Genomic DNA, 17,747 nt, shown 5'->3' on the forward strand with positions numbered 1-17,747 from the left:
CCTTGGCCGCATGGACCTCGACCGCTTCGTCGACGCGCAGGCAGGGACGTACGACCGGGCGCTGGCCGAGCTCCGCGCCGGTCGCAAGACCAGCCACTGGATGTGGTGGATCTTCCCGCAGGTGGCCGGGCTCGGGATGAGCAGCACGTCGGCTGCGTACGCCGTCGCCGACCTTGCCGAGGCTCGGGCGTACCTCGACCACCCCGTCCTCGGACCGCGCCTACTCGAGTGTTGCCGTGCGCTGCTCGCCCTCGAGGGCGTCAGCGCCGAGCGGGTGCTCGGGTCGGTCGACGCGATGAAGCTGCGTTCGTCGATGACGCTCTTCATGCACGCCGACCCGGCGGAGGGCACCTTTCGCGAAGTGCTGGACCGGTACTACGACGGCGCCGAGGACGAGCGGACGGTCGCGCTCCTGGCCTGAGGCGTCCCACCGCAAGGGGTGGGCGCACCGTTGTGGCGCGCGCCGATCCGGCGTACGACTGGAACATGACCACCACACCGATGGAACCCGAGTCCGACCCGCAGGTCGTCCCGTCCGGCGACCCTTCCGTGAACCCCGTCGAAGTGCCCGATCCGCCGGAGCCGCAGACCGACCCGCAGACCCGGCCCGACGGCACCCTGTAGCCCGACGGCCCGCGTGCCTATGCTCGCTCCATGACCATCCAGCAGAACGCCGAGCTCACCCACGCAGCCATGCTCGGCCTCGGCGTCCACCGGCCCGAGCGGGTCGTCACCAACGACGAGATCTGCGAGGTGCTCGACTCCTCCGACGAGTGGATCCAGACCCGGTCGGGGATCCGCACGCGGCGTTTCGCCGGTGAGGGCGAGACCCTGATCGGGATGTCGATCAGCGCGGCCGAACGGGCACTGGCGGCGGCCGGGGTCGACGCCAACCAGATCGGCTGCGTGATCGTGGCGACGTCCACGCACCCCGAGCACACCCCGGCCTCGGCGCCGCAGGTCGCGACCGCGCTCGGCATCACGGCGGCTGCGTTCGACATCTCCGCCGGCTGCGCCGGCTTCTGCCACGCGCTCAACCTGGCCGCATCGATGGTGCGCTCGGGAGCCGAGTCGCACGTCCTCGTGGTCGGCGTCGAGCAGCTCAGCCGCTTCATGGACCCGACCGACCGCGGCACCGCCTTCATCTTCGCCGACGGCGCGGGCGCGGTCGTGGTCGGACCCTCGGACGCGGCCGGCATCGGCCCGACCGCCTGGGGCTCCGACGGGTCGCAGGCGCACGTGATCACCCAGACGCCGAGCTGCATGGGGGCTCGCGACCACACCGCCGCCGACCACCCCGTCGTCCAGATGGAGGGCACCGCCGTCTTCCGCTGGGCGCCGTTCGCGATGGCGAAGGTCGCCCACGAGGCGCTCGGCCTCGCCGGCATCGGCGTCGACGACCTCGACGCGTTCATCCCGCACCAGGCCAACCTGCGGATCACCCAGACCCTCGCCAAGAACATCGGGCTCCCCGACTCCGTCGCGGTCGCGACGGACGTCATCGACTCCGGCAACACGTCGGCGGCCTCCGTGCCGCTCGCGATGGAGGCGATGATCCGGCAGGACGAGGCCGCCCCCGGCGACACGGCGCTGCTGATCGCCTTCGGTGCCGGGCTCAGCTATGCGGGCCAGGTCGTGACGCTGCCGCCGCTCGGCTGAGCGTCAGCCCCGGGCCTGCTGGACGGCCTGCCCGAGCGCCAGGCCCAGCGCCTCGGCCTCGTCGAGGGTGAAGGTGACGGACTCGCCGAGCTCACCGCGGTACATCTCGACGACCGGGGTGTGTCCGGGCCGGCGCTGCAGGTAGAGGTGGACGGTCTCGCGGCGCCAGTCGTCGTCGGCGACCTCGACGAGTGGACGGCGGGTCAGCTCGACCTCGACCGTCGCGCCCCGGCAGACCTGGTCCTCGGGGAACGGTGCGTCCGTGTGGCCGGTGCCGTCGATGCACCAGCTCGCGCACGCGACGGCCGGGAGGCCGGCGGCGAGGAGGGGGGCGGTTGTGGCGGCTGGAGCGGTGGGCGTCATGAGGGCCTTTCACGCATCCCGAGGGGCGGGGTTCTCGACATTCAACTCCCGATCCGGCGACAGGGGTACGGGGCGCCCACCCCTCGGGAGGGGTGGCTCAGGACGAGGACGCGGCCAACCGCTCGGCGACGACCGCCCAGACGTCGGGATCGACGCCCATCCCGATATGGGTCGAGGACACCTCGACGTGCTCGACGCCCGGGGTCGCGCGGTCGATGCAGGCCTGCCACGCGACGACGCCGTCGCGGCGCGAGAACATCACCGTCAGCGGGACGCTGATCGGCGACCTCGCGTCGAGCCTCCGCGCGACCTTCGCCGCATCGGCGTCGACGCCCGCACCGCGCCCGTAGGCACGGGCGATCGAGGTGTGCGCCGCTCCACCGGCGACGGGCGTGCCGTAGGTGATCACGCGTCGTACGGCGTCGGGGTGACGGCGCGCGACCTCGCGCGCGATCACCCCGCCCAGGCTCCAGCCGACCAGCGATGCCGGTGCGCCGGCCGCGTCGACGAGGTCGAGCACGCGGGCGGACAGCCGCTCGACGTCGCGCCTCGGGTCGCCGGTGTTGGTGCCGAAGCCCCAGCCGCGGCCGTCGTACCCGAGGCGCCGCAGGTAGGCACGCAGCGGCGCGCCGGACAGCTCAGGTGCCCGCCAGCCGGGGATGTCGATCACGAGGTGGCCGTCGCCGCGCCGCGCCGACGCCAGCCGTGGGACCGCACCGACGAGGCGCGCGGCGGCCAGCGGCGAGGTGAGCTCGCCGAGCGTCGCCCAAGTAGGCGGCGGACCGCTCGGACCCGAGAGGGCGTCGACATCGGCCGCCGTGCGCGCCCGCGAGCGGAGTCCGGTGAGGCCGAGCAGCGGAGTCATGGCTCGACCGTACGGCCCGCGCGGGCGTGGCATTCCGGACACGTGTCCGAGCTGTGGCCCTCGAGCGAGCGATCCAGGGGCCACAACGCGCACACGTGTGGAGGTCGCGATGTCAGCTCGCGGCCGGACCAAGGGGAAGCGATGCCACGACGAGCCCGCCGTCGGCGGTCGCGGTCGCCGACAGCGTGCCGCCGACCTGGAGGGCACGCTCGCGCATCGACGAGATGCCGACTCCGGGCGTCCACTCGGTGCTGGACCGGCCGTCGTCGCGCACGTCGAGGACGAGCGCTCCGTCGCGGACGCAGAGCTCCACGCGTGCCGTCGTTGCCGCCGCGTGCCGGGCCGCGTTGGTGAGGGCCTCGACGACGATGCGGTACGCCGCGACCTCGGTCGCTGCCGACAGCGCGGGCAGGTGGTCGTCGACGTCGACCGCGACCGTCAGCGGCGTACCCGACGAGGAGTGCAGTGTCGCTGCGTGCTGCCGGACCGCGCCGACGAGGCCGAGCTGGTCGAGCGCGGGCGGCCGCAGCCCCTCGACGAGACGACGGATCTCGGCGATCGCCGCGGCAGTGTCGGTGCGCAGTCCGACGAGCAGGGCGTCGGCGCGGTCGGGGTCGGCGCGGAGCTGGTTGCGGGCCGCGTCGGTCGCGAAGGCGACGCCGCTGAGGGTCGGGCCGAGCCCGTCGTGCAGGTCGCGCCGCAACCGCCGGCGCTCCTCCTCGACGGCGGTGACGGTGGCCTCGCGCGACTCCCGCAGGTCGCGGCTCATCGCCTGGGCGCGCAGGGTCTGGGCGAGCAGCGGCGCCACGATGCGCAGCACGTCCTCGTCGGCCGACGAGAGCGAGAGGTCGCCCGCGCGCAGCCCGACCACGACCTCACCCACCTCGTCCTCGCCGAGCCGTAGGGGCAGGACACGCGTGTGCGTGACCGCGGTACCCGAGGACGCGAGCACCTCGCCGCCGGCCCGGATGCTGGCGTAGGGCAGCACCAGCGCCTCGCGGACGGCGGCGAGCGCGAGGGCGGGGTCCTCCCCGATCCGGTCGGCGACCGAGGTGGCGGCCGTGAGCGGATCGGGTCGGTCGCCGAACAACAGCTGGTCGACCACGCCGCGCAGCAGCACCTGCAGGGGTCGTACGCCGAACGCGAGCAGCGCGCAGACGATGACCACAGGAGTGGGGGCGAGGGGTCGGCCGCTCGCCAGCTCCGTCGCCGAGACGATGCCGACAGCGACGGCCAGGTAGGCGAGGAAGACGGTCGTCGAGACCACGGCACGGGTGACGAGCCCGCGGACGTCGACGACCTCCGGTCGGACCACGCCGACCGCCATGGCGACCGGGCCGAGGACGAGTGCGCTGACGAAGAGCCATTCGATGTCCGTGCCGCCGTCGGTGTCCAGGGACTCCTCCAGGAACGTGACGAACCCGATGACGAGGCCGGCCGCGGTCCACGCCAGCGTGGTCCACGCGAGTGCGCGACGGTCCTCGGTCGAGCCCCGCTCGAAGGCCCACCAGGCGTGCACGAGCACGGCGCCCGCGACGGCGAAGGCGAGCGGCTCGAAGGCCGCCTCCCAGAGCGCGGCCAACAGCCCGCCACCGAGCACCACCACGACGAGGACGAAGGACAGCGGGTCGCGCCACTCGAGGCGTGGGTACGCGACGACGGCGACCGGGAGCGTCAGGCAGGCGACGAGCAGGAAGACCAGCTCCGCCACGTCACCGACGTCGAGCAGGACGAAGGCCGACCCCAGCAGGAGCAGCACTCCCGACACGACGAGGGCGGCCGCCGCGACTCGGGCCCGGTGGCTCTGCCACACGAACCATCCCGATCCGGTGGTCACCAGGCCGAGCACCACGGCGGCTGCCACGAGGATCGTCACGATCCGCCCAGCCCGCCCTGCCGGGCTCGTACGATCGCCGCCGACCGGTCGGCGACCTCGAGCTTCACGAAGATCGAGGAGATGTGGTTGGCCACGGTCTTGGGGGAGAGGAAGAGCCGTTCGGCGATCTGCTGGTTGCGGACGCCGGAGGCCACGAGGTCGAGCACCTCGCGCTCCCGCACTGTCAGGCCGGGGAACGGGTCGGCGACCGGCGGTGGTGCGGCGAAGTAGCCGAGCACCCGCTGCGCGACGCCCGGGCTGAAGATCGCCTCACCCGCGACGACCGCGCGGATGGCGCGGTCGATCTCGTCCTGCGCGGCGCCCTTGAGCAGGTAGCCCTGCGCGCCGGCCCGCATCGCGCCGAAGACGGTGTCGTCGTCGTCGAACATCGTCAGCACCAGCACCGCCACGCCGCTGACGGCCTCGCGGATCCGCCGCGTCGCCTCGAGCCCGTCGATCCCCGGCATCCGGATGTCCATCAGCACCACGTCGGGCCGGGTGAGGACCACCTCGCGCACCCCCGCCTCACCGTCCATGGCCTCGCCGACCACCTCGAACCCGGGCAGCGACGCGAGCAGCGCGCGCAGGCCGCCGAGCACGACCGGGTGGTCGTCGACGAGCACCACGCGGATCGGGTCCATGGAGCCATGCTCTCGCCTGCGGGCAGGCTTGTCCCGGGAGCGTGCACCTATACCGCCCGGGAGATCTCCCGGATCATGGGGAACGTACGCCGATGCCGGCAGGTCTGCGCGGCAGCGAACGTGGTGCCACCAGCCACCACACCCGAGGAGCCAGCATGACCACCACCACGACCACCCGCAGCTCGACCCCGACCGCGTGGAGCACGAAGAACAAGGTCGGCCTCGGCCTGGCGATCTTCTACGCCGTCACCAACATCCCGAGCGCCTTCGTGCCCGTGGACACCGGCGAGGAGGCGGGCCCGCCGGTGGGCATCCTCGTCGTCTGCTCGGTCCTTGCGGCCGTCGCGCTCGTGGCCGCGGTCGTCGCGTGGCGTACGGGCAGCCGGCCCGCAGCCCGACTGACCGCCGCCAGCCTCATCATCGTCACGCTGACGTCCCTGCCGGCCTTCTTCGTCGACGTGCCGGCGGCCATCAAGATCATGGTCGCGGCAGGCGTCGTGCTCACGATCGTGATGGTCGTGCTGATCTTCTCGCCGCCGAAGCGCGCCTGACGTCGGATCACCGGGGCGGGTCTAGGTGGCCAGCGAGCCACCGAAGATCTGCCAGGCGAGCGCCGACTTCGCGACCAGGCTGAGCACCAGGTAGGCCTTCTCGCCGAAGGCGTAGCTGCGCCACGGTCCGACCTGGCGGTACTGCAACCACTGGTTGAGCGCGAAGCTGTTGAAGAAGACGAAGAGCGACACGAAGATGCCCACCACGAAGCCGGGCACCTCCTCGGCGGCGACGAGGTTGTAGCCGATGGCGATCCAGGGCGCGGCGCCGGCGACGCAGCCGAACCAGAAGGGCTTCATGGTGCGAGTCGTGGCGCCGGGCGGGTTCGCCGACTCCTGGAGCCAGCCGAAGAGGATCATCGCCACGTTGGCGCCCACGATGCCGATCAGGGCCGTGATGTCGACGACCCCCGCGTAGAGCGCGATCAGCACGACCATGATCGTGGCGCTGAAGGAGTACTCCACCCACCGGAAGCGGTTGATGCCGCTGCGCAGGTCGCGCTCGTAGGTCCCTCGCAGCACCGTCCCGGTGAGCAGATGGTCGAGCCCGGCAAGCGCCAGGAAGACCGCGATCGTCGCTCCCACCGGGAGGTCGAACAGCGCCTCGGGCGAGGCCGTCGGGGTGCCGGGCGGACCGGTGGGCAGCGTCTGGGTGAGGGTGATCGCGAAGTCCGTCGCGAGCACCACGACGGCGATCGCCTGGGCCAGGTGGAGCACCGTGAGGGCGAGGTTCCAGACCCTCAGCGAACGCAAGGCACGGTCGTCGACCCCGGGCGCGGTCAGATCCGAAGTGGTCATGGCGCCATCATGAGGCACCGGACCACATCAGAGGGCGGCCACGACCTCGGTCCCCTGCTTGATCGCCCGCTTCGCGTCGAGCTCGGCCGCGACGTCTGCACCTCCGATGAGGTGCGCGTCGCGGTCGAGTGCGTCGTACAGCCCGCGGACGGAGTCCTGGCCCGCGCACACCACGACCGTGTCGACCTCGATCACCCGCGGGGCGCCGTCGACCGTGATGTGCAGGCCGTCGTCGTCGATCCGGTCATAGGTCGCGCCGCTGACCTGGGTCACCTTCGACTGCTTGAGCACCGCACGGTGCGCCCACCCCGAGGTCTTCCCGAGGCCGATGCCGATCGGCGTGGTCTTCCGCTGCACCAGGGTCACCTCGCGTGCTGGCGTCCGCGGCTTGGCCTCGGTCAGCCCGCCCGCGGTGAGGGCGGGATCGCCGACGCCCCAGTGCGCCATCCACTCGTCGAGGTCCTCCTCGGTGTGGGTGAGGAAGACGCTGACGTCGACACCGATGCCGCCGGCTCCGATCACTGCGACGCGCTGGCCCGGGACGACCGCGCCGCTCAGCACGTCGGCGTACGACGCCACGCTGGCGTGGTCGATGCCGGGGATGTCGGGCATCCGGGGCTCGACGCCGGTCGAGACGATCACCTGGTCGAAGCCGGCGAGGTCGTCGGCGGTGGCTTCCGTCGAGCGGCGTACGTCGACACCGAGGACCTCGAGGCGACGGGTGAAGTAGCGCAGGGTGTCAGCGAAGTCCTCCTTGCCGGGGACGGCCATCGCCAGGCGGAACTGGCCGCCGAGCTCGGGGGACTTCTCGAAGAGGGTCACGTCGAAGCCGCGCTCGGCCGCGCTGACGGCCGCGGCCAGGCCGGCCGGTCCGGCGCCCACGACGGCCACCGTCTGCTTGCGCAGCGTCGGCATGAGCACCAGCTCGGTCTCGTGGCAGGCGCGCGGGTTGACCAGGCAGGACGCGCGCTGGTTGGCGAACACGTGGTCGAGGCAGGCCTGGTTGCAGGCGATGCAGGTGTTGATCTCGTCGGCGCGCTCGTCCATCGCCTTGGCCACGAAGGCCGCGTCGGCCAGCAGCGGGCGGGCCATCGAGACGAGGTCGGCCTCGCCGTTCGCGAGGATCTCCTCGGCGAGCTCGGGGGTGTTGATCCGGTTCGACGCACAGACCGGGACGTCGACGACCTGCTTGAGCCGAGCGGTGTACGACCGCCACGCGCCGCGCGGCACCTGGGTGATGATCGTCGGGACCCGTGCCTCGTGCCAGCCGATGCCGGTGTTGAAGACCGTGACGCCGGCGGCCTGCAGGTGCAGGGCGAGCTCGGTGGTCTCCTCCCACGTCTGGCCGCCCTCGACCAGGTCGAGCAGCGAGATCCGGTAGACGATCGGGAAGTCGTCGCCGACCAGCTCGCGCGAGCGGCGTACGACCTCGACGGGGAAGTGCATGCGGCGCGTGGCCGACCCGCCCCACTGGTCGTCGCGGTCGTTGGTGCGGGCGGCCAGGAACTGGTTGATGAGGTAGCCCTCGGAGCCCATGATCTCGACGGCGTCGTAGCCCGCCTTCCTCGCGAGCGCGACGCTCTTCGCGAAGGCGGTCGCGGTGTGGTCGACGTCCTTGGTCGACATCGCGCTCGGCTTGAACGGCGTGATCGGCGACTTCTTGTCCGACGCGCTCTGCGACAGCGGGTGGTAGCCGTAGCGGCCGGCGTGCAGCACCTGAAGGGCGATCGCGCCGCCGGCGTCGTGCACCGCACCGGTGACCCGCTCGTGCCGCTTGGCGTGCAACCGGTTGGTCATCTCGGACGCGAACGGCTTGAGCCAGCCGCGCTTGGTCGGCGCGTAGCCGCCGGTGATGATCAGGCCGACGCCGCCGCGGGCGCGCTCCTCGAAGAAGGCCGCGAGCTTGTCGATGTCCCACGGGTGGTCCTCGAGACCGGTGTGCATCGAGCCCATCACGACCCGGTTGCGCAACGTCAGCGCATCGGGGCCGTCGCCGAGCGTGATCGGCTCGAGGAGGTGGGGGTAGCGGGGGTGCGTCATCTCTCAGTCTCTTTCGGTGGTTGAGGTGCGAGCGGAGCGAGCCTCGAAACCCTGGTGGGCGTCCAGGTACTCGGTGATCCAGTCGATCCAGAACTGCTCGAGCCGCAGGCCGCCGCGCAGCACCAGCCACTGGTCGAGCGCAGCGCCGTCGAGGGCGGCGGGCTCGGGGAACTGCTCGCGCTCGAACTTCTCGTAGTGCGAGAGCCGCGTGGCGTGGTCGGCACGGAGGTCGACGAGGTGCTCGGTCAGCCTCGCGCGGTCGCCGTACGACGCCCCGCGGAGCTTGACGGCCAGGTCGCTGCGGAAGGTCTCCATCGGCAGCGGCGCGGCCAGCCACTCGGCGAGGACGGCGCGACCGGCCTCCGACGGCGTGTGGACGCGCTTGTCGGGGCGGCCCTCCTGCTCGACCACCTCGACGGTCACCCACCCGTCTGCCTCCATCCGCGCGAGCACGCGGTAGATCTGCTGGTGGGTCGCGTGCCAGAAGAAGCCGAGCGACTTCTCGAATCGCCGGGTGAGCTCGAGCCCGCTCGCCGGTCGCTCGCTGAGCGCGACGAGGAGTGCGTGCTCGAGGGCCATGCCGGTAGTGTGGCGCACCTATGCAACGAGTTGCAAGGTGAGCTAGGTCACGATCCGGCGGTCACCGGATATCCGGTGACCGCCACGGTTGATAGCCGAGATCTGGGTTGCCAAGCGTAGGACTCACCGGATATCCGGTGACTCCAGACGGAGCACGACCCTCGCGACCGTGACAGCAGTGGTGTCATGATCGGGCGCATGACGTACGAGCTGGGCCAGGGCACCGGGCCGCTGCGGGGCGTGAAGGTGGTGGAGGTCGCGGGCATCGGGCCGGGGCCGCACGCGTGCATGCTCCTGGCCGACCTCGGCGCCGACGTGATCCGGGTCGACCGTCCGGGCGGCGGGATGTTCGCAGGTGGCCGGGCCGACCTGCTCAACCGCGGCCGCCCGAGCGTCGCCCTCGACCTCAAGCAGCCGGCCGCCGTCGAGACGGTGCTGCGACTGGTCGAGGGCGCCGACGTCCTGGTCGAAGGGCTGCGGCCCGGCGCGACCGAGCGGCTCGGGCTGGGCCCTGACGTGTGCCTGGCCCGCAACCCCCGGCTGGTCTACGGCCGGATGACCGGCTGGGGCCAGGACGGGCCGTGGGCCGAGGTCGCCGGCCACGACATGAACTACATCGCGATCACCGGAGCCCTCCACGGCCTCGGCCAGGACCGCGACCGCCCGCACTTCCCGAGCAACCTGCTCGGCGACTTCGGAGGCGGGTCGACGTACCTCGTGATCGGGGTCCTCGCCGCGCTCCTCGAGTCGCGCACCAGCGGGCAGGGACAGGTCGTCGATGCCGCGATCGTCGACGGCACGGCGCACCTCAACACCATCGCGTCGAGCTTCGTGGCGATGGGCCTCGACAGCGGCCGTCGTGCGGGAGGCCTGCTCGACGGTGGCACGCCCTGGTACGACCTCTACGAGACCGCGGACGGCGAGCACGTCAGCGTCGGCGCGCTCGAGCCGCAGTTCTGGGCGGCGCTGGTCGAGCGCATCGGCGTCGAGCTCCCCGACCGCGACGACCCGGCCAACCATGCGACCATCCGCGGCGCCCTCACGCGGCGGTTCCGCGAGAAGACGCAGGCCGAGTGGGCCGAGGTCTTCGACGGCACCGACGCCTGCGTCGCCCCGGTCGTACCCCTCGCCGAGGCGCCACGCCACCCGCACCTCGCTGCCCGCGAGACCTTCGTCGAGCGGGACGGCGTCACCCAGCCCGCGCCCGCGCCGCGCTTCTCGCGGACGTCGCCCAGCCTCGACGCCCCTCCCGCGCTGCCCGGCGAGCACACCCGCGAGGCGCTGACCGCGTGGGGCATCGAGGACGTGGATGCGCTGATCGACAGCGGCGCCGCGGTCCAGACTTAGCCCGTGCGCCCCTTCCTCTTCCTCGGCACCCGTGCCGAGGACGCCGTCGCCCAGCAGGAGTACGACGCGGTGCTGGCCGGCTGCGGCCTGCGACCCGACGAGCTCGTGCGGGTGCGCCTCGAGCGGGGGCCGCTCGGCGAGGTCGACCTCGCGGACTGGTCCGGCATCGTCCTGGGCGGCGGGCCCTACAACGTGTCCGACGCCGACGACGCGAAGTCTCCGGCCCAGCGCCGCGCCGAGGCCGACCTCCACGACCTCGCCGTCCGCGTCGTCGCCGAGGACTTCCCCTTCCTCGGCGCCTGCTACGGCATCGGCGTGCTCGGTCGGCTGGGCGGCGGGATCGTCGACCGCACCTGGGGCGAGACGATCGGTGCCCTGCCGATCAGGCTCACCGAGGAGGGTCGCGCCGACCCTCTCTTCGGCCCGATGCCCGCGGAGTTCGCCGCCTTCCTCGGCCACAAGGAGGCGGTCGCGCGGCTGCCGGAGGGCGCCGTGCTGCTCGCCTCGACCGACACCTGCCCGGTCCATGCCTTCCGCCTCGGCCTCAACGTCTACGCCACCCAGTTCCACCCCGAGCTCGACCCGGTCGCCATCTGCGACCGCATCGACGCCTACAGCGCCCACGGCTACTTCGAGCCCCACGAGCAGGAGTCGCTCAAGGCCGCCGCCCGCCAGTCGATCGTCACCGAGCCGGTGCGGCTGCTGGGGCGCTTCGTGGAGCTGTACGCCCGCGCGTGAGGTGTAACTCATAGTTACACCTGTGCCCGCGCGGCCTAGATTGGACGCCATGACGAAGGCCGACCACGTCGACGTGCTGATCATCGGGGCAGGACTCTCGGGCATCGGTGCGGCGGCCCACCTGGCCAAGGACCTGCCCGCGATGTCGTACGTCGTCCTCGAGCGCCGTGCCGTCAGCGGCGGCACCTGGGACCTGTTCCGCTACCCGGGCGTGCGGTCGGACTCCGACATGCACACCCTCGGCTACCGCTTCCGGCCGTGGCGCGGCAACGTCGCGCTCGCCGACGGCCAGTCGATCCTCGACTACGTCCGCGAGACCGCGCGTGAGTACGGCGTCGACGAGCACGTCCGCTACGGCCACGACGTCGTGTCGGCCGCGTGGGACTCGACGACCGCGCGGTGGACGGTGACGTCCGAGGTCGACGGAGCAGGTGGACGGGAGCGCCGCACGACGACCGCCGACTTCCTCTGGGTGTGCAGCGGCTACTACGACTACGCCGAGGGCTACACCCCCGAGCTCGCCGGCCGCGACCGGTTCCGGGGCGAGATCGTGCACCCGCAGCACTGGCCCGAGGACCTCGACCACACCGGCAAGCGCGTGGTGGTGATCGGGTCGGGTGCGACCGCGGTGACGCTCGTCCCGGCGCTGGCCGCGGGCGGCGCGAGCCACGTGACGATGCTGCAGCGCTCACCGACGTACGTCGTCTCGGTGCCGGGCAACGACTCGATCAAGGGCCGGCTGACCCGGATGGTCGGTGAGGAGCGCGCGTACTCCGTCACCCGCTGGAAGAACATCGCCCTCCAGTCCGCGCTCTACCGGCTCAGCCGGGCGCGTCCCGAGCTGGTGCGGAAGGTCGTCCGCAAGGCCAACGTCGCCCAGCTGCCGCCCGGCTACGCCGTCGACACCCACTTCAACCCGACGTACGACCCCTGGGACCAGCGGATGTGCCTGGTGCCGGACGGCGACCTCTTCGCGGCCATCAAGGACGGGTCGGCCTCGGTCGTCACCGACCAGGTCACCGGTTTCACCGAGACCGGCGTCGAGCTCGCCTCGGGCCAGCACCTCGACGCCGACGTCGTGGTGACCGCGACGGGCCTCAACCTGCAGGTCTTCGGTGGCACCGAGCTGGTCGTCGACGGCCAGCGGGTCCTGCCCCACGAGACCATGGCCTACCGGGCGATGATGCTCTCGGGCGTCCCCAACTTCGCCTTCACCATCGGCTACACCAACGCCTCGTGGACGCTGAAGGCCGACCTCGTGGCTGAGTACGTCGTCCGGCTGCTGAAGCGGATGCGTTCCACCGGCAACCGCAGGGTCGTGCCGGTTCGCGACGAGTCCGTCGCCGAGGTGCCGCTGATGGACTTCGACGCCGGCTACGTCCAGCGCCTGGTGCACACCCTTCCGCGCCAGGGCACGGTCGCGCCGTGGGCGCTCCGGCAGAACTACCTCTACGACGCGGTGAAGATCCGGACCGCGAAGCTCGACGACGGCGTGCTGGACTGGTCCTGAGCACGCGGCTGGTGGAAGCGCTCCCACAAATGTCGTACGACTTTCGAGCGCGCCGTTGACACTGGATGTGACGCCTGCCATGGTGGGGCGCGGACGAAAGTGGAAGCGCTCTCACACCTCTCACCTCTCGTCCACCTCCCGGCCGGACAACCAGTCCGGCGCTTCGCAGGACGGCAGGAGTGCAGTGGTGCAGACATTCAGGACCCGGCGAGCCCGACTCGCCACGAGCGCCCTGCTGGCGCTCACCCTCGCGACGACGGTGGCTGCGTGCGGCGGCGACGACGGGGGCACGACCGCGGACGGCAAGATCAAGCTCACCGTCGCGACCTTCAACGAGTTCGGCTACGAGGAGCTCATCGAGGAGTACAACGCGATGCAGGACGAGGTGGTGGTCGAGCAGAAGAAGGCCGGCACCGCCAACGAGCACCAGGACAACCTCTACACCAAGCTCGCCGCGGGCTCGGGCCTCTCCGACATCGAGGCGATCGAGGTCGACTGGTGGTCCGCGCTGATGGAGCAGTCGGACGCCTTCGTCGACCTCTCCGACCCCGACGTCGAGGGCCGCTGGCTGGACTGGAAGAGCGAGGCCGCCACCACGCCGGAGGGCCAGCTCATCGGCTACGGCACGGACATCGGCCCCGAGGGCATGTGCTACCGCTCCGACCTCTTCGAGAAGGCCGGCCTGCCGACCGACCGCGAGGAGGTGGCGTCCCTCTTCGCTGACTGGGACACCTACTTCGAGACCGGTCGCGAGTTCGTCGACAAGGTGCCGGGCACTGCCTGGTACGACTCCTCGGGCGGCACCGCGCAGGCGATGATCAACCAGACCGAGTACTCCTTCGAGGACGAGGACAACACCGTCATCGCGGCCGACAACGCCGAGGTGAAGGCGGTCTTCGACGCGGTGACCGGCAACGTCGCGGACGGCCTCACCACCGGCCTCACCCAGTGGAGCGAGGACTGGACGGCGTCCTTCCAGAACGACGGCTTCGCCACGATGGCCTGCCCGGGCTGGATGCTCGGCGTCATCGAGGGCAACGCCGACGGCGTCGAGGGCTGGGACATCGCCAACGTCTTCCCCGGCGGCGGCGGCAACTGGGGTGGCTCCTACCTGACGGTCCCCGCCCAGGGTGACCACCCGGAGGAGGCCAAGGCGCTCGCTGCCTGGCTGACCGCTCCCGAGCAGCAGATCAAGGCGTTCGAGGCCAAGGGCACCTTCCCGAGCCAGGTCGACGCGCTCGACGACCCGGCCCTGACCGGCTCGACCAACGCGTTCTTCAACGACGCACCCACCGGCGAGATCCTTGCCGAGCGGGCCGAGGCCGTGCCGTTCATCGCGCACAAGGGCCCGAAGTTCGCCGACATCAACACCGCGTTCCAGCAGGCGATCCAGCGCGTCGACGAGGGCAAGGAGACGCCCGACGAGGCCTGGGAGTCCTTCCTCGCGGACGTCGAGCGGCTCGGCTGACCGGTACCGGACGAAGCTGAGCGACGACGATGAGCACGAAGACCGAGCAACCGGTCGGGGACGCCAGTGTGACGGTGGCGTCCCCGACCGGGGGTCGACCCGGCGGCGGCCGGGCCCCGTGGCGCCAGCGCCTCGCGCTGCTCGACGTCAAGGTGACGCCGTACGTCTTCGTCTCCCCGTTCTTCCTGCTGTTCCTGCTGGTCGGGATGTTCCCGCTGGCCTACACCGCGTGGGTGTCGGTCCACGACTGGGGCCTGCTCTCCGGGCAGGGCGACTTCTCCGGCCTGGAGAACTACCGCCGCGTCCTCGAGGACCGCTACTTCTGGAACGCGCTGCGCAACACCTTCAGCATCTTCGTGCTCTCGTCGGTGCCGCAGGTGCTCATCGCCCTGGTGCTGGCCGGACTGCTCGACACCCAGCTGCGGGGCCGGACGCTGTGGCGGATGAGCATCCTGATCCCCTTCGTCGTGGCGCCGGCAGCCGTCGCACTGATCTTCGGCAACGTCTTCGGTGACCGCTACGGCCTGGTCAACGAGGCGCTGCAGGGCATCGGGCTCGACCCGATCCGCTGGCACGTCGACGCCCTCGCCAGCCACGTGGCGATCGCGTCGATGGTCAACTGGCGCTGGACCGGCTACAACGCGCTCATCTTCCTGGCCGCGATGCAGGCCGTCCCGCGCGACCTCTACGAGTCCGCGGCGCTCGATGGCGCCGGGCGCGTACGCCAGTTCCTCTCGATCACGATCCCGACGATCCGGCCGACGCTGATCTTCGTCGTCATCACCTCGACCATCGGCGGACTGCAGATCTTCGCCGAGCCGAGGCTCTTCGACACCCAGGGGCTGGGCGGCTCGGACCGGCAGTACCAGACCCTGACGATGTACCTCTGGGAGCTCGGCTGGCGCGTGCGCGACCTCGGCATGGCCAGCGCCGTCGCGTGGTTGCTCTTCCTGATCATCGTCCTGTTCGCCGGCTTCAACCTGTGGGTGAGCCGACGCACCGGCGCGTTGCGGGGAGGTGCGCGATGAACCGTCGCCCCGGCTTCCTCGTCTACGGCCTGCTCACCGCCTTCGTGCTGGGATCGTGCGCGCCGCTCTACTGGTCCTTCCTCGTCGGCTCGCACAGCCGCGACGTGCTGACCAAGCGGGTGCCGCCGCTGCTCCCGGGCGGTCACTTCTGGGACAACGCGCAGCGCGCCTTCGACGCCGTGCCGTTCTGGAAGGCGCTGGGCAACAGCCTCATCGTCTCCGGGACGGTCGCCACGTCGGTCGTGTTCTTCTCCACCCTGGCCGGGTTCGCGTTCGCCAAGCTCGCGTTCCGCGGGCGTACGCCACTGCTCGTCTTCCTCGTCGCCACCCTGGCCGTGCCGACGCAGCTCGGTGTGATCCCGCTCTTCATCGTGATGGCGAAGCTGGGCTGGGTCGGGTCGCTGTGGGCGCTGATCGTGCCCGGCATGGTCACGGCGTTCGGCGTCTTCTTCATGCGCCAGTACCTCGTCGACGCGATCCCCGACGAGCTCATCGACGCCGCCCGCGTCGACGGCTGCAACCTCTTCCGCACGTTCTGGAACGTCGCCGTGCCGGCCGCGCGCCCGGCCGCGGGGATCCTGTGGCTCTTCACCTTCATGGCCACGTGGACGGACTTCTTCTGGCCGCTGATCGTGCTGCCGGCCAGCAACCCCACCGTCCAGATCGCACTCCAGCAGCTCCAGAGCGGCTACTACGTCGACTACAGCCTCGTGCTCGCGGGCGCGACGGTCGCGACCGTCCCGCTGCTGGTCCTCTTCGTCCTCACCGGCCGCCAGCTCGTGGCCGGCATCATGCAAGGAGCAGTCAAGGGATGAGCGTCCAGAGCAAGCCCCGCGTCGACACAGGCCCCCGCGAGGAGGTCCGCTTCCCGGCGGACTTCACCTGGGGCATGGCGACCGCGTCCTACCAGATCGAGGGCGCCGTCGCCGAGGACGGACGCACGCCGTCGATCTGGGACACCTTCTCGAGCATCCCCGGTGCCGTCCTGGGCGGCGACACCGGCGAGGTCGCCTGCGACCACTACCACCGGATGCCGGCAGACGTGGATCTCCTCGCCGACCTCGGCGCCACGTCGTACCGGTTCTCGGTGGCGTGGCCGCGGGTGCGTCCGGACGCCGGTCCGGCCAACGCGGCCGGACTGGCGTTCTACGACCGGCTCGTCGACAAGCTCCTCGAGCGCGGCATCGCGCCGTGGCTCACGCTCTACCACTGGGACCTGCCGCAGGTGCTCGAGGACGCGGGCGGGTGGACCAACCGCGACACCGCCCACCGCTTCGTCGAGTACGCCGTCTCGGTGCACGAGGCGCTCGGCGACCGGGTGCCGACGTGGACGACGCTCAACGAGCCGTTCTGCTCCTCGCTGCTCGGCTACACCGCCGGGCACCACGCGCCCGGCCGGCAGGAGGGTGCGGCCGGCCTGGTCGCGGCGCACCACCTGCTGCTCGCGCACGGCCTGGCCACGACCGAGCTCCGCAGCCGCGGCGCCGACAGGCTCGGGCTGAGCCTCAACCTCACCGTGCCCGACCCGAGCGACCCGAGCGACCCCGTCGACGTCGACGCCGCGCGGCGGATCGACGCGCTGCACAACCGGCTCTTCCTCGACCCGATCTTCCGCGGGTCCTACCCCGCGGACCTGCTCGACGACACCGGCGGCCTGCTCTGGCAGGGCCACGACTGGTACGACGTGGTCCGCGACGGTGACCTGGCAGCCATCGCCGCGCCGATCGACGTGCTGGGCGTGAACTACTACCACGGCAACGAGGTCTCGGGGCACCCGCGCACCGACGTCGTGGGCATCAGCGCCGACCACCCCGACCGGGTGGCGCTGTCGCCCTTCGTCGGCTCGGAGCACGTCACCTTCCCGAGCCGCGGCCTGCCGGTCACCGCCATGGGCTGGGAGATCCAGCCCGACGGCCTCCACCGCCTGCTGCGCCGGCTGCACGACGACTACCCGCACCTGCCGATCCACCTCACCGAGACCGGCGCGGCCTTCGACGACCGGGTCGACGAGCACGGTGACGTCCACGACCCCGACCGGATCGCGTTCCTCGACTCCTACCTCCGCGCGGTCCACCTCGCGATCGAGGAGGGCGTCGACGTGCGCGGCTTCTACCAGTGGTCGTTCCTCGACAACTTCGAGTGGGCCTTCGGCTACGCCAAGCGTTTCGGACTCGTGCACGTCGACTACGCCACCCAGGCGCGGACGCCCAAGTCGAGCGCGCACTGGTACGCCGACCTGGCGAGGACCGGCATCCTGCCCGCTTCCGGCCCACTGGGCCACTAG

18 protein-coding genes are annotated in these 17,747 nt (G+C 71.5%); 11 read left to right on the top strand and 7 right to left on the bottom strand.

Translation table 11 applies throughout. The features are described from left to right. The first annotated feature begins 10 nt into the window (after window positions 1-10). The 3 genes from EUA06_RS15685 (at window position 11) to EUA06_RS15690 (ending at window position 1,659) form a co-directional block, all read left to right on the top strand. Complete coding sequence (locus tag EUA06_RS15685) at window positions 11-421, top strand: DUF1810 domain-containing protein (protein WP_129477476.1); 411 nt, start codon at window positions 11-13, stop codon at window positions 419-421. Between the two features lie 65 nt (window positions 422-486). Next, the gene (locus EUA06_RS22515) at window positions 487-624 is read left to right on the top strand and encodes a hypothetical protein (RefSeq protein ID WP_165354416.1); all 138 of its coding nucleotides are present in this window, start codon (window positions 487-489) and stop codon (window positions 622-624) included. A 30-nt stretch (window positions 625-654) separates the two neighbouring features. Further along, a complete protein-coding gene (locus tag EUA06_RS15690) occupies window positions 655-1,659 on the top strand; it encodes a beta-ketoacyl-ACP synthase III (protein ID WP_129477478.1) in 1,005 nt (334 codons plus the stop codon). A gap of 3 nt (window positions 1,660-1,662) precedes the next feature. Here the strand turns inward: EUA06_RS15690 and EUA06_RS15695 are convergent, their stop codons facing one another. The 4 genes from EUA06_RS15695 to EUA06_RS15710 form a co-directional block, all read right to left on the bottom strand. Beyond that, window positions 1,663-2,022: a hypothetical protein gene (locus tag EUA06_RS15695; protein WP_129477480.1), complete on the bottom strand. Its 360-nt coding sequence runs from the start codon at window positions 2,020-2,022 to the stop codon at window positions 1,663-1,665. A gap of 97 nt (window positions 2,023-2,119) precedes the next feature. Continuing rightward, complete coding sequence (locus tag EUA06_RS15700) at window positions 2,120-2,887, bottom strand: alpha/beta fold hydrolase (protein ID WP_129477482.1); 768 nt, start codon at window positions 2,885-2,887, stop codon at window positions 2,120-2,122. A 112-nt stretch (window positions 2,888-2,999) separates the two neighbouring features. Further along, complete coding sequence (locus EUA06_RS15705) at window positions 3,000-4,763, bottom strand: sensor histidine kinase (protein WP_129477484.1); 1,764 nt, start codon at window positions 4,761-4,763, stop codon at window positions 3,000-3,002. Next, complete coding sequence (locus EUA06_RS15710) at window positions 4,760-5,404, bottom strand: response regulator (protein ID WP_129477486.1); 645 nt, start codon at window positions 5,402-5,404, stop codon at window positions 4,760-4,762. Before EUA06_RS15710 ends, EUA06_RS15705 begins: the two co-directional genes overlap by 4 nt. A gap of 155 nt (window positions 5,405-5,559) precedes the next feature. On the opposite strand from EUA06_RS15710, the gene EUA06_RS15715 reads away from it, so the two are divergent. Beyond that, the gene (locus EUA06_RS15715; protein WP_129477488.1) at window positions 5,560-5,955 is read left to right on the top strand and encodes a hypothetical protein; all 396 of its coding nucleotides are present in this window, start codon (window positions 5,560-5,562) and stop codon (window positions 5,953-5,955) included. A gap of 21 nt (window positions 5,956-5,976) precedes the next feature. Here EUA06_RS15715 and heR read toward each other — a convergent pair whose 3' ends face one another. Genes heR through EUA06_RS15730 form a run of 3 tightly spaced genes read right to left on the bottom strand, consistent with a single transcriptional unit; the run spans window position 5,977 to window position 9,372 of the window. Next, window positions 5,977-6,753: a heliorhodopsin HeR gene (gene heR, locus EUA06_RS15720; RefSeq protein WP_129477490.1), complete on the bottom strand. Its 777-nt coding sequence runs from the start codon at window positions 6,751-6,753 to the stop codon at window positions 5,977-5,979. A 27-nt stretch (window positions 6,754-6,780) separates the two neighbouring features. After that, window positions 6,781-8,793, bottom strand: a complete 2,013-nt coding sequence (locus EUA06_RS15725) for an NADPH-dependent 2,4-dienoyl-CoA reductase (RefSeq protein ID WP_129477492.1) — start codon at window positions 8,791-8,793, stop codon at window positions 6,781-6,783. 3 nt (window positions 8,794-8,796) lie between these two features. Then, the gene (locus tag EUA06_RS15730) at window positions 8,797-9,372 is read right to left on the bottom strand and encodes a PadR family transcriptional regulator (protein ID WP_129477493.1); all 576 of its coding nucleotides are present in this window, start codon (window positions 9,370-9,372) and stop codon (window positions 8,797-8,799) included. Window positions 9,373-9,570: 198 nt separating this feature from the next. Between EUA06_RS15730 and EUA06_RS15735 the strand changes: the two genes are divergently transcribed. The 7 genes from EUA06_RS15735 (at window position 9,571) to EUA06_RS15765 (ending at window position 17,747) form a co-directional block, all read left to right on the top strand. After that, window positions 9,571-10,719, top strand: coding sequence for a CaiB/BaiF CoA transferase family protein (locus EUA06_RS15735; protein ID WP_129477495.1), 1,149 nt, complete (start codon window positions 9,571-9,573; stop codon window positions 10,717-10,719). A 3-nt stretch (window positions 10,720-10,722) separates the two neighbouring features. Continuing rightward, the gene (locus tag EUA06_RS15740; RefSeq protein ID WP_129477497.1) at window positions 10,723-11,457 is read left to right on the top strand and encodes a glutamine amidotransferase; all 735 of its coding nucleotides are present in this window, start codon (window positions 10,723-10,725) and stop codon (window positions 11,455-11,457) included. A 49-nt stretch (window positions 11,458-11,506) separates the two neighbouring features. Next, complete coding sequence (locus EUA06_RS15745; protein WP_129477498.1) at window positions 11,507-12,967, top strand: flavin-containing monooxygenase; 1,461 nt, start codon at window positions 11,507-11,509, stop codon at window positions 12,965-12,967. A 187-nt stretch (window positions 12,968-13,154) separates the two neighbouring features. Next, the gene (locus EUA06_RS15750) at window positions 13,155-14,435 is read left to right on the top strand and encodes an extracellular solute-binding protein (protein WP_242498185.1); all 1,281 of its coding nucleotides are present in this window, start codon (window positions 13,155-13,157) and stop codon (window positions 14,433-14,435) included. Window positions 14,436-14,464: 29 nt separating this feature from the next. Continuing rightward, entirely contained in the window at window positions 14,465-15,463 is a 999-nt protein-coding gene (locus tag EUA06_RS15755) for a carbohydrate ABC transporter permease (protein ID WP_129477502.1), read from the top strand. Beyond that, window positions 15,460-16,278, top strand: coding sequence for a carbohydrate ABC transporter permease (locus tag EUA06_RS15760; RefSeq protein WP_129477504.1), 819 nt, complete (start codon window positions 15,460-15,462; stop codon window positions 16,276-16,278). Before EUA06_RS15755 ends, EUA06_RS15760 begins: the two co-directional genes overlap by 4 nt. Further along, window positions 16,275-17,747, top strand: a complete 1,473-nt coding sequence (locus EUA06_RS15765) for a GH1 family beta-glucosidase (RefSeq protein ID WP_129477506.1) — start codon at window positions 16,275-16,277, stop codon at window positions 17,745-17,747. The genes EUA06_RS15760 and EUA06_RS15765 overlap by 4 nt, the downstream gene beginning before the upstream one ends.

This window comes from Nocardioides glacieisoli (assembly GCF_004137245.1).
Taxonomy (GTDB): domain Bacteria; phylum Actinomycetota; class Actinomycetes; order Propionibacteriales; family Nocardioidaceae; genus Nocardioides; species Nocardioides glacieisoli.

Coding starts and splice junctions, on each gene's coding strand:
- EUA06_RS15715 (WP_129477488.1), top strand. CDS start 5,560: ATGACCACCACCACGACCACCCGCAGCTCGACCCCGACCGCGTGGAGC.
- EUA06_RS15755 (WP_129477502.1), top strand. CDS start 14,465: ATGAGCACGAAGACCGAGCAACCGGTCGGGGACGCCAGTGTGACGGTG.
- EUA06_RS15710 (WP_129477486.1), bottom strand. CDS start 5,404: ATGGACCCGATCCGCGTGGTGCTCGTCGACGACCACCCGGTCGTGCTC.
- EUA06_RS15745 (WP_129477498.1), top strand. CDS start 11,507: ATGACGAAGGCCGACCACGTCGACGTGCTGATCATCGGGGCAGGACTC.
- EUA06_RS15765 (WP_129477506.1), top strand. CDS start 16,275: ATGAGCGTCCAGAGCAAGCCCCGCGTCGACACAGGCCCCCGCGAGGAG.
- EUA06_RS15730 (WP_129477493.1), bottom strand. CDS start 9,372: ATGGCCCTCGAGCACGCACTCCTCGTCGCGCTCAGCGAGCGACCGGCG.
- EUA06_RS15760 (WP_129477504.1), top strand. CDS start 15,460: ATGAACCGTCGCCCCGGCTTCCTCGTCTACGGCCTGCTCACCGCCTTC.
- heR (WP_129477490.1), bottom strand. CDS start 6,753: ATGACCACTTCGGATCTGACCGCGCCCGGGGTCGACGACCGTGCCTTG.
- EUA06_RS15690 (WP_129477478.1), top strand. CDS start 655: ATGACCATCCAGCAGAACGCCGAGCTCACCCACGCAGCCATGCTCGGC.
- EUA06_RS15695 (WP_129477480.1), bottom strand. CDS start 2,022: ATGACGCCCACCGCTCCAGCCGCCACAACCGCCCCCCTCCTCGCCGCC.
- EUA06_RS15735 (WP_129477495.1), top strand. CDS start 9,571: ATGACGTACGAGCTGGGCCAGGGCACCGGGCCGCTGCGGGGCGTGAAG.
- EUA06_RS15700 (WP_129477482.1), bottom strand. CDS start 2,887: ATGACTCCGCTGCTCGGCCTCACCGGACTCCGCTCGCGGGCGCGCACG.
- EUA06_RS15725 (WP_129477492.1), bottom strand. CDS start 8,793: ATGACGCACCCCCGCTACCCCCACCTCCTCGAGCCGATCACGCTCGGC.
- EUA06_RS22515 (WP_165354416.1), top strand. CDS start 487: ATGACCACCACACCGATGGAACCCGAGTCCGACCCGCAGGTCGTCCCG.
- EUA06_RS15685 (WP_129477476.1), top strand. CDS start 11: ATGGACCTCGACCGCTTCGTCGACGCGCAGGCAGGGACGTACGACCGG.